This window comes from Nostocoides japonicum T1-X7, from assembly GCF_001046855.1.
Taxonomy (GTDB): Bacteria; Actinomycetota; Actinomycetes; order Actinomycetales; family Dermatophilaceae; genus Nostocoides; species Nostocoides japonicum.
In genome coordinates this window covers 2,734,770-2,745,712 of sequence record NZ_HF570958.1, presented here as the reverse complement: position 1 = coordinate 2,745,712, position 10,943 = coordinate 2,734,770, and the positions used below count along the sequence as shown (strand labels likewise).

Annotated in this window: 9 protein-coding genes; 5 read left to right on the top strand and 4 right to left on the bottom strand. The window is 71.6% G+C overall.

Translation table 11 applies throughout. From position 1 onward, the window contains the following. Positions 1–236: 236 nt before the first annotated feature. Together BN12_RS12280 and BN12_RS12275 are read right to left on the bottom strand one after the other, a co-directional pair. Positions 237–1,367, bottom strand: coding sequence for a beta propeller repeat protein (locus BN12_RS12280; protein WP_048552838.1), 1,131 nt, complete (start codon positions 1,365–1,367; stop codon positions 237–239). Beyond that, the gene (locus tag BN12_RS12275) at positions 1,364–1,903 is read right to left on the bottom strand and encodes a hypothetical protein (RefSeq protein ID WP_048552836.1); all 540 of its coding nucleotides are present in this window, start codon (positions 1,901–1,903) and stop codon (positions 1,364–1,366) included. Before BN12_RS12275 ends, BN12_RS12280 begins: the two co-directional genes overlap by 4 nt. A gap of 257 nt (positions 1,904–2,160) precedes the next feature. Here BN12_RS12275 and BN12_RS12270 point away from each other — a divergent pair, with 257 nt between their 5' ends. Continuing rightward, on the top strand, positions 2,161–5,742 hold the full coding sequence (locus BN12_RS12270; protein ID WP_157635473.1) for a BTAD domain-containing putative transcriptional regulator: 3,582 nt from the start codon (positions 2,161–2,163) through the stop codon (positions 5,740–5,742). 85 nt (positions 5,743–5,827) lie between these two features. On the opposite strand, the gene BN12_RS12265 is transcribed toward BN12_RS12270, so the two are convergent. Further along, entirely contained in the window at positions 5,828–6,715 is an 888-nt protein-coding gene (locus BN12_RS12265; RefSeq protein ID WP_048552830.1) for a cobalamin-binding protein, read from the bottom strand. An 81-nt stretch (positions 6,716–6,796) separates the two neighbouring features. Here BN12_RS12265 and BN12_RS12260 point away from each other — a divergent pair, with 81 nt between their 5' ends. Continuing rightward, entirely contained in the window at positions 6,797–7,282 is a 486-nt protein-coding gene (locus BN12_RS12260) for a DnaJ family domain-containing protein (protein WP_048552827.1), read from the top strand. Positions 7,283–7,369: 87 nt separating this feature from the next. Here the strand turns inward: BN12_RS12260 and BN12_RS12255 are convergent, their stop codons facing one another. Continuing rightward, entirely contained in the window at positions 7,370–7,861 is a 492-nt protein-coding gene (locus BN12_RS12255; RefSeq protein WP_048552825.1) for a MarR family winged helix-turn-helix transcriptional regulator, read from the bottom strand. A gap of 92 nt (positions 7,862–7,953) precedes the next feature. On the opposite strand from BN12_RS12255, the gene BN12_RS12250 reads away from it, so the two are divergent. From BN12_RS12250 to BN12_RS12240, 3 genes are all read left to right on the top strand, one after another. Further along, positions 7,954–8,325, top strand: coding sequence for a DoxX family protein (locus BN12_RS12250; RefSeq protein WP_048552824.1), 372 nt, complete (start codon positions 7,954–7,956; stop codon positions 8,323–8,325). Between the two features lie 203 nt (positions 8,326–8,528). Then, positions 8,529–9,158, top strand: a complete 630-nt coding sequence (locus tag BN12_RS12245; protein ID WP_083454612.1) for a DinB family protein — start codon at positions 8,529–8,531, stop codon at positions 9,156–9,158. A gap of 443 nt (positions 9,159–9,601) precedes the next feature. Continuing rightward, entirely contained in the window at positions 9,602–10,906 is a 1,305-nt protein-coding gene (locus BN12_RS12240) for an IS256 family transposase (protein ID WP_157635264.1), read from the top strand. Positions 10,907–10,943: the final 37 nt, after the last annotated feature.

The following is a 10,943-nucleotide window of genomic DNA, read 5'->3' as shown; positions in this document are numbered from 1 at the left end:
CGGCGGCGACCAGCGCAGCCGATGCGATCGTCGTGGCCGGTCGCCTCCCGCGACGATGGCGTGACCTCGGAGCAGCGGGCGCCGTCCGGGTCGCTGTTTCGTCTCTCATGATGTCCTCTCTCTCGGTGTCCGCAGGGTGGGTGCCCGGTGCCGTATGCCGGGTCGGGCGCGGCTGCTGTATGCCGGGTCGGGCGCGGGTGCTGTATGCCGGGTCGGGCGCGCCAGGCTCAGCCGCGTCAGGGCACCAGCCTCAGCCGGGCGACGAGTCCGGCGTCGCCGACCGCATAGCAGGTGAGGTCGGCCGAACAGGACACGGTGTTCCACGGCGCGTGGTCGATGGGCCGCCAGGAGCGCCCACCGTCGAGGGTGATGTCGGAGCCGTTGGGCCCCACGGCGATGGCGACGGGCAGGCCGGGCACCCAGACGGCGCCGCTGCGCGGACCGCGCGGCTGCCTGCGAGCCTCGTGCCACGTGCGCCCCCCGTCATCGGTCCGGGCGGCCGTGTGGGCGGCGGAGGCGAGGTCGTCGAGGTCTCCGCCGACCGCGATGCCGTGGAGCGAGTCCCGGAACTGGACGGCGAGGACGCCCGGGAAGGCACCCGCGATGGTCGTGTCACGGACGATCCAGGCGTGGCCGTCGTCCACCGAGCGGTAGACCCGCCCAGGGCTTCGGCCGCCGGTGCCGAACCACACGGACGACCCGAGGGCGGACATGCAGCCACCCCCGGCAGCGAAGCCGAACTCGTCGACGGCGGCCCTGGGCATACCTCTCCGGTCGGCCGCACGCCACCGGTGACCGCCGTCGACGGTGACGAAGAGTGCGAACCGACCGCCGACCGGGTCGCCGACGAGGTACCCGCGTCGCGCGGTGGAGAAGGCCATGCAGTCGAAGTACCCAGCCGGGTCGGTGGGGGTGAGCACCGAGGCCCACGTGCGACCTCCGTCGTCGGTGACGTAGACGCGATTGCCCTCCGGCCCGGCGTCGCCCATCGGCACCGTCATGACGACGGCATGCCGAGCGGACGTCGCCTCGATGTCCCGGACGTAGACGTCCTTGGCGCCGGGCAGCCTCACGTCGGTCCAGTGGCGCCCGGCGTCGATGGTGCGCAGCACCCGCCCGTGCGTGCCACCGGTCCAGACGACGGAGCGACTCACGGCGTCCACACCCCTGAAGTCCTGTGCGGAGCCGGTCGCCACCGGTGTCCAGGCGAGCCGGGCCGGCGCGGCCGACGTGGCCGGAGCGGCCGACGCTGCCGACGTGGCCGGGTCGGTCGGTGCGCTGAGCGCGGGCTCTGTCGATGTCGCGAGTACCAGTGCCGCACCTGCGACGACGACGGCGGCGCCCCTTCGCCGCCGGGCCATGGTCATGACGCGCTCCACGACGCGGTCTCGGGGCCGTTCGCATACGTGACCCTGGCGATCGTCGCACCGGTGATCAGCTCGAAGTAGATCCAGCCGGTCGCACACTTCCCGACGGGCAGAGGGTCCGACGTCGCAGCCGGGAACTGCGGCTTCGGCAGGTCGTTGGCAGGGCCATAGTGGTAGAACCGGATCCCTGCCGGGTCCGTCGCGGTCCACGCATCCCACGTCAGGCGTCCGTCACCGGATGCGACGCAGCCCTTGACGAGGGCACCGCCCAGCTGCGGCGGCGCCTCCTCGCCGTCCAGCGGTGGCGCGGCCACCGACTTCACCTTCTCGACGGTGAAGCTCACCGAGCCGTCCACGGTGGTGTATGCCGTGCCGACGGCGAGGGGTGCGGCGGCGGTCGTCGTGCTCGCCCGGCTCGTCGTGCTTCCCGCGCCGGATCCGGACGCCGATGCGTCGGCGGCCGCTCCGCAGGCGGCGAGCACGAGAACCGCGGCCGCGGCCGCCGTAGCCGTCGCGGCTCCTCCGGTCATGACCATGGTCGTTCTCCTCCTCAGCCAGAGCCGTGGTCCCGGCTCCTCCAGGTCCCCCCGGGGTCCTCCTGCGCCTCCATGGCAGCGCGACCCGCTCGCACCGTGCTCGTCTCCGGCTCGTCCCCTGCTCGTCGGGCTCGACGGGCTCGTCGGAGCACCGGCCGAGGCTGGAGCACGAGGACGTCGCGAATGTTCCAGGTCATCCACGCGGTGCCCTGCGCGGGTCTAATGTGACGACGAACCGGGACGAACGGACGCCGCCGATGGCTGTACCCCCTCCTCGTCGCGATGCCGTCGAGGTCGCCGTGCTCGGACCGCTGCGGGTCAGCGTGGACGGGCGTTCCGTCGCGCTCGGCGGCCCTCAACAGCGGGCGGTCCTGGCCCGGCTCGCGTGCAGCGTCGGGGAACTCGTCACGACGGACCGCCTCGTCGAGGCGGTGTGGGGGGACCACCCGACGCCAGGAGTCATGACCACGCTGCAGACGCACATCTTCCGTCTGCGTCGTGCCCTCGAGCCGAGCCGCCCTCGAGATGTCGCCCCCCGCCTGATCGTCACCCACGACGCCGGGTATCGGCTCGCTCTGCCGGCGGACGCCGTCGACGCGAACCGGTTCGAGGGTCTTCTCGCGACAGCCGCCACGCGCGCCCACGACGCGCCCGAGGAGGCCCTCGCGATGCTCGACGAGGGCCTCGACCTGTGGCACGGCTCGGCGCTCGTGGATCTGACGGGGTATGCCTTCGTCGACGCCTGGGCGGACCGGTTGGAGAACCTCAGGGCCACCGCACGTGAGCTTCGCGTCCAGGCCCTGTTGGACGTCGGCCAGAACGGCCGGGCCCTCACCGAGGCGGACGCGCTGGTCACGGCATACCCGCTCCGAGAGGGACCTCATGCGCAGCGGATGCTCGCGCTGTACCGGACCGGCCGGCAGACCGACGCCCTCGCCGCATACCTCGAGGTGCGCTCGTTGCTGGCCGACGAGCTCGGCATCGAGCCGGGCCCGGCCCTGCGGTCGCTCCACGCGCGGATGCTGGCGCAGGACCCGACCTTGGTGTCGCCGAGCCGGCCCGACCCCGTCCTCGTCCCGCCTTCGACCGCGACGGCCATGGCAGCCGCCACGACGCCGCTCCCGACGACGCCGTCTCCCTCAACGCCTTCAACCTCGACGGCGTCCGCGCCCGGCTCGCGGGAGCCGACCCGCTCGGCACCGGCGACGAGGGCCTCCTCCGTCCCGCCGGCCCCTGACAACCCTGACGATGCCCGGCGGGGTCGGAGGGCCCGGCGTGGTCCATCGTGGACGCCCCCGCGCATCCGTCGGATCCTGGCCGGCGGGGCAGCCGTCGCCGTCCTCTCGGCCGGCGCGTTGATGGCGAACAGCCCTGTGGAGACGCCGAAGACGCTGACGGCCAACAGCGTCGGGATCGTCGATGCGACGGGCCACGTCGTCGGCGGCGTCGCGGTGGGGACGAGCCCGTCCGCCCTCGTCCTCGCCCGCGGGTCGCTGTGGGTGGCCAATGAGAGCGACGGCACCGTCATGCGGGTCGATCCGGAGACCCGGAGTGTCACCCAGCGGGTCGACGTCGGGAGCAGCCCCGAGGCGATCGCCTCGACGGGGGACGACGTCTGGGTCGCCAACTCCGGCGACGGAACCGTGTCGCGCATCAGCGTGAGCGCCCAGCGCGTCGTGCAGACGATCGCCGTCGGAACGAGTCCGGCAGCCCTGGCCGCTGGATCGGGAGTGCTCTGGGTCGCCAACAGCGCCGACAACACGGTCGAACGCATCGACGCCCACACCGGTCGGATCGGTCCCGTGGTCGGGGTCGGCGACGGCCCCGACGGCCTCCTGGTGGACGAGGGGTCGCTGTGGGTCGCCAACGGACGGGACGGCACGGTGTCGCACCTCGACGCGGCGACCGGTGTGGAGCTCGAGGGCCCCGTCCAGGTGGGCTCCGGTCCACGCGGCCTGGTGCGGTTCGGCGACGACGTCTGGGTGGCCGACGAGCTGTCCCAGAGCGTGACCCGGATCGACGTCGGGACCGGCCGGGCCCGGCCGGTCTACGTTGCCGACGGGCCGACCTCGCTCGGCGTCCTCGACGGCGCCGTCTGGGTGGCCGAGCGGTATGCCGGGTCCCTGACCCGGATCGACCCGGCCACGGAGCGGACGACGCGGGTCCCCGTCGGCGGACAGCCCCGCGCGACCCTCGCCTCCGGCGGCCGACTCTGGGTCGCCTCCGGAGCGGCTGCGGACACCGGCCACCGTGGCGGGACGCTGACGGTCGCGGCGGTGAACCTGCCGGGCAGTCTCGTCGAGAACGACCTGCCCGGTGACTACGGAGGGATCGACCCGGCGTTCGTCTACGACATCCCGACCTTCCAGGCGGAGCGGCTCGTCTACGAGGGCCTCGTGGCCATCCGGTACTCCTCGACCGATCCCCAGACCGTCGTTCCCGCCCTCGCCGTCCGGCTGCCGCGCGCCGGCGACGGTGGCCGGTCGTACACCTTCCAGCTGAGACCGAAGTTGCGGTACTCGACGGGCGCCCCTGTCCTCGCCTCCGACTTCCGCCGCGGTCTGGCGAGAGTCGCGGCGGTCGGCCCGGGAGGCCTCTACCGGCACGTCATCGGAATGCCGGAGTGCATCGAGCACCCGACGCGGTGCGACCTGTCTGACGGTGTCGAGACCGACGACCATGCCGGGCGGGTGACCTTCCGGCTCTCGACGCCGGACCCGGACTTCCTCCGCGAGCTCGCGATCCTCGTCTACCCCCTGCCCGCGGGCTTCCAGCCCGGGGTCACCGGCCCGCAGCCGGGCACCGGCCCCTACGCCGTCGCCGCGTATGCGGAGGGCACGGCATACGTCCTGCGCCGGAACCCGTTGTTCCGGGAGCTGTCGGTCGCCGCGTCCCCGGTCGGCTATCCCGACGAGCTCCGGTGGCTCAAGGTCCCGAACATCAGGGGCGTCGCCGACGCGGTCCTCGCCGGGCGGGCGGACCTCGGCAGCCTCACACCCATCGGGTCCCGTGAGGGCACGAACGCCCTCGTCGCCGACCTCCTCGTGACCCATCCGGCCCAGGTGCACTCCCAGGCCACCGTGTCCAACTCGGTCATCGTCCTCGACACGTCGAGGGCCCCCTTCGACCACCTTCTTGCCCGGCAGGCCGTCAGCTACGCCGTCGACCGGCGCGTGCTGGCCGACCTCGACGGCGGGCCGCTCGTCGCGGTGCCCACCTGCCAGCTGCTGCCTCCCGGCTTCCCCGGCCACACGCCGTACTGCCCCCACACGAAGGGTCCGGTCGACGGGACCTACCACGGGCCGGACCTGGAGCGGGCCCGTGCGCTCGTCAGGGCCTCCGGGACCCTGGGCGACGCGGTGACCGTCGTCGACGTCGTCGGCGACTACTACCCGGTCTACCAGGACTACGTCGCCCGTGTCCTTCGCTCACTGGGCTACCGGGTCGCGGTCCGTCGCCTGCCGAACACCGCCGAGAACGGCGAGTACATCCTCGATCCGGCGAACCACGTGCAGGTCCAGTCCGGCGGCTGGATCCCGGACTTCCCTGGCCCGGCGTCGTTCTACGACGCCTATGTGCGCTGCCGCACCGGCTACCCGACGGGCTACTGCAACGCCTCCTTCGACCGGCGAGCGGACGCGGCCACCGCGCTGCAGGCGACGGACCCGGGCGAGGCCCTGCGCCAGTGGACGGCGCTCGACCACGATGTCGCCCAACAGGTGCCGGTCGTCTTCGGCACGAGCGGCGTCTCGTGGTGGGTCACCTCGTCGCGGGTGGGGGACTACCAGAGCAACCCGTACCTCGGCGGTCCGCTCCTGTCCCAGCTCTGGGTCCGCTGAGGGGTCTACGACATCCGTGACGTGGCACCGTGTCTCGGCTTCGCTCGTGTCCCCCCGCGTCGCTCGCATCCCCGCGCCGCCTGCCTCAGCGGATCCGGCGGGCCAGGCCCTCGCGTGGTGCGGCGACGTCGGGGTGGAGGATGCCGGCGAGAGCCTCGACGCCGTCGACGAGGCGCGGACCGGGACGGGCGAAGCTCGCGTTGGCGTCGACCGCCCATACCGGTATGCCGTCGGGCAGCTCGCCGCTCGCGACGACCTGGGCCGCGAGGGCGGCCGACGCCTCGAGTCCGTAACCGCAGGGCGCGCACACGACGACGTCCGGCGTGCTCGCGCGGACCTCGTCCCACGTCACGCGGTAGGACTTCTCGCCGGCCCGGCCGAGGACGCTGCGGCCGCCGGCCCGCTCCACGAGCTCCGGCACCCAGTGCCCCGGTGCGAACGGCGGGTCGGTCCACTCCAGGAGGAGGACACGAGGAGCCGGCAGACCGCATACCGACTCCTCGACGGCGGCCAACCGGTCGCGCAGGCCACGGATGAGGCGATCGGCAGCCGGCTCCGAACCCGTTGCGACGCCGAGGGTCTCGATGGAGGCAAGGACCGCCTCGAGGGTATGCGGGTCGACGGTGAGCACGTCGGCGCTGCAGCCGAGGTGGGCGAGGGCATCGTCGACGACCGACACGTCCACGGCGCAGACGGCGCACAGGTCCTGCGTCACGACGAGGTCCGCGTCGAGACCGCGCAGGGCACCTTCGTCGAGGTGGTAGAGGTCATCGCCCGACGCGATCGCCGCGGCGACGAAGTCGTCGATCTCCTTGGCGGACAGCCCCTCCGGCATGGCGCTCGTCGAGACGATGGTCCGCGTGCGGGCCTCGGGGGGTTCGTCGCACTCGAAGGTGACCCCGACGACCTGGTCGCCCGCACCGATCGCGAAGAGGATCTCCGTCGTCGACGGGAGGAGCGAGACGATGCGCACTCCGCCAGCGTATGCGCGGCCGAGGCCCGGGGTGACCGTGGTCGTGAGTGCGTCGACGGGGGCTACGCCTATCGTGGAGGAGTGCAGCAGCCCTACGAGTCGCCGGTCGAGAAGGCGATCAGGGAGGCGCAGGAGCGGGGTGAGTTCGACAACCTGCCCGGCGCCGGGAAGCCTCTGCCCCACCTCGGCGACGACCCGGACTGGTGGGTCAAGCAGTACGCCCAGCGCGAGAACCTCGACCTGTCCGGCGCGCTGAGTCCCGCGCTGGCCTTGCGGAAGGAGAAGGCCGGTTTCCCCGAGTCGCTCCTCGACCTCGCGACCGAGGAGTCGGTGCGCGTCGTCCTCGAGGACTACAACCGTCGCGTCAAGCTGGACCGGCTGCGGCCCGCCATCGGCAAGCAGGCGCCGCTGCTGGCACCCCTCGTCGACGTCGACGACATGGTCGACCGGTGGCGTGGCCTGCGGGCCGAGGCGGAGGCGAGGGAGGCGGCCGACAGCGCGGGGGCCGCCGACGCCGCCGACGAGGAGTCCATCGGGCGGCGGCGCCGGCGTTGGTGGTTCTGGTAGCGGTCCGGTATGCCTCGACGGCGGGATCGCCTTCGTCTCGTGTACGGGATCCCGCCTTTCGGGAGGGGACCCCCGCAGCAGCAGAGGTCAGTCGTCGGAACAGCTGCGGCCGGGATCGATGCGCTCGATCACTCGTGCCCCCACGGTGCCGAGGGTCCTCAGCTGGGTCGGTGTCAGTGCGTCGATCACGAGATCACGCACGCGGCGGACGTGAGCCGGGGCGGCCGCCACGACCTTGGCATACCCCTCGTCGGTGAGGACGGCGTTGGTGCGGCGACCCGGTCCGGGGATCCGCTCGCGGCGCACGAGGCCCTGTCGCTCGAGGCGGGTGACGGTATGCGACAGCCGGGACAGGGAGGCCGAGGTGGCGGCCGCGATGTCGCTCAGCTGGAGCGTGCGTCGGGGCTCCTCGGAGAGGACAGCGAGAACCATGTAGTCGAAGAAGCCGATGCCGGAGTCGCTCTGCAGCTGCGCGTCGAGAGCGTTGGGCAGCTTGACGATGAGGGCGGCGATGGACAGCCACGCCCGGCGTTCCTGGGGCGTGAGCCACGGCGTCGTGTCGCTGCCGTCGTTCGCCATGGTGGGAGCCTATCGAGGGCCTAACTTGATGCTTCAAGTTAGGACGGCTAGGCTAGTTGAACAGTCAAGTAGCCACATCGATGGAGCCTCGCATGAACATCGCACTCTGGGTCGTCGCAGCCCTGCTCGCCGTGGCCTTCCTGATGGCCGGGTCGATGAAGGTCAGCCGTTCGAAGGAGAAACTGGCGTCAAGCATGGGATGGGTCGAGGACTTCTCGGCCGGCACGGTGAAGTTCATCGGCGTCATGGAGATCCTCGGCGCGGTCGGGCTCATCCTCCCCGCCGCGACGGGGATCGCGACCGTGCTCACCCCGCTGGCTGCCACGGGTCTCGCCGTCACGATGGTCCTCGCCGCGATCGTCCACGTCCGGCGGGGCGAGACGTCGAACATCGGCGTCAACATCGTCCTCCTGCTGCTGGCGCTTTTCGTCGCCGTCATGCGGTTCGGGCCACAGTCCTTCTGAGGTGCAGGCTGCGGGCCTGGCTCGGCGGCTGCGGATTCGGCCCGCGTCGACGGCCTCGTCGGGTGGCTGCGGATGCGGCTCGGCGTCTACGGGCCCGGCCGGGCGTTGGCCTCGGCTCGGCATCTGTGGGCCTGGCAGGGGGTCTGCAAGCCCGGGCTCCGCGTCCGGGACGGGTGTCGGTGGGCGGTGGGATCGTGAACCGCATGAGTGATGATGCCGTGACACCGGACCCTGCCGCTCCTCTGTCGGGCGCTGTCGTCCCCTTGCCGGACGCTGCCGCGACTCCGCCGGGCCGTGCCGCGCCTGTCGCGCTGTCGCCGGGGTGGGACGGCGACGACCGGCCGCCGATTCCGCGGCGAGCCGGCGAGAAGGAGTCGCTCGTCGCATACCTCGAGCACTATCGCCGCACCCTCGAGATGAAGACGGAAGGCCTCACCGCCGAGCAGCTCTCGATGCGTTCCGTGCCGCCCTCGACCATGAGCCTCCACGGGCTGCTGCGCCACCTCGCAGGGGTCGAGCGATGGTGGTTCCAGCTCAACTTCCGGGGCGAGGACGTCCCGATGCTCTACTACACCGATGAGGAGCCGGACCTCGACTTCGAGTTCCCTGCGGCGGACGATCCGGCGGATGCTGTGGCTGCGTGGCACCGCGAGTGCGAGGTCTCTCGGCGGATCGTCGACGAGGCCTCGCTCGACGATCTCGGGAGCCCCGTCGTCCCTGGGGAGGACTTCACGCTCAGGTGGCTCCTGCTGCGGATGATCGCCGAGTATGCCCAGCACTGCGGCCACGCCGACCTGCTCCGCGAGCGCATCGACGGCCGAACGGGCGCCTGACCCCCCATCGTCCCGGCGTCATGGTGCCCAGCGCCTGAGCCCCGCGTCGTCCCGGCGCCTGAGCCTTCCGTCGTCCCGGCACCTGAGCCTTCCGTCGTCCCGGCGCCCGAACCTCCCGTCGTCCCGGCGCCCGAACCTCCCGGAACCGCCCGTCGTCCCGGCGCCCGAACCTCCCGTCGTCCCGGCGCACCTCCCGCACGCATGTCCCCGTCGCCCGCGCCCACCCCGACACGCTTTATCGGGTTGCCCCACAAGACAGAGCTTCACCCGACTTGCCTTGTCGGGTGAAGCTCAGTCTTCCGGGGTCACCCTGGAAGACGTGCCGGCACCGGGGCCGAGCCAACCCGTTCGCCATGGCGCACAGGCCCCGATCGGGTGAGACTGTCCGACGAACGGTGTAACTGGCCCGACCCGCTGATGCGTCAGCGAGGAAGGTCAGTGGAATGACCGAGACACTGGTGGGCGTGAGCCCACTGCGGAAGGCAGCCAAGAAGACGCTCACGCCCCAGGAGGCGGAGCGCAACGCGGTGCGCGAGCTGGTCAAGGCCGCTCGCGCCAGGGGTGATGACCTGACCGGCCCCGAGGGGCTGCTGAAGGCGATCACCAAGCAGGTCATCGAGGCCGCCCTCGAGGAAGAGATGAGCGAGCACGTCGGCTACGACAAGCACGCCGTCGAGGGCCGTAACGGCGCCAACTCCCGGAACGGGACCCGCGCCAAGACGGTGCTGACCGACAACGCCGGCCCGGTGGAGATCGAGGTGCCGCGGGACCGGGACGGGTCCTTCGAACCGGTCATCGTGGCGAAGCGGCAGCGGCGGCTGACCGACGTCGACGCGATCGTGCTGTCGCTGTACGCGCGCGGCCTGACGACCGGGGAGATCAGCGCCCACTTCGCCGAGATCTACGGGGCGTCGGTGTCCAAGGACACCGTCTCGAGGATCACCGACAAGGTCATCGAGGACATGCAGGCGTGGGCGTCGCGGCCGCTGCAGCGGGTGTACGCCGCGGTGTTCATCGACGCGATCATGGTCAAGGTCCGTGACGGGCAGGTCGGCAACCAGCCGTTCTACGCCGCGATCGGGGTCGACCTGGCCGGGCACCGCGACGTCCTGGGTTTGTGGCCCGGCCACGGCGCCGGGGAGTCGGCGAAGTTCTGGATGGGCGTGCTGACGGACCTGAAGAACCGCGGGATCGCCGACGTGTTCTTCATCGTCTGCGACGGGCTGAAGGGGCTGCCGGACAGCGTCAACGCCGTCTTCCCCCAAGCAATCGTCCAAACGTGCATCGTCCACCTGATCCGCGGCACCTTCCGGTACGCCTCCAAGCGGTACTGGGAGGCCATCGCCAAAGACCTGCGCCCGATCTACACGGCCGCGAACGCCGCGTCGGCGTGGGCGGCGTTCGAGGAGTTCGAAGAGAAGTGGGGCAAGCCCTACCCGGCCATCCCCAAGCTGTGGCGGGCCGCGTGGGAACAGTTCATCCCGTTCCTGGACTACGACGTTGAGATCCGCAAGGTCCTCTGCTCGACCAACGCGATCGAGTCCCTGAACGCCCGCTACCGGCGCGCCGTCAACGCCAAAGGACACTTCCCCACCGAGCAGGCCGCCCTCAAGACGCTGTACCTGGTCACCCGGTCACTGGACCCCAAGGGCCTGGGACAGGCACGATGGGTCACCCGGTGGAAGCCGGCCCTCAACGCCTTCGCCGTCACCTTCGAAGACCGGATGCCGGCCGCGGAGAACCTCTAATGAGAAACGCCAGTTACACCGATCATCGGACAGACCC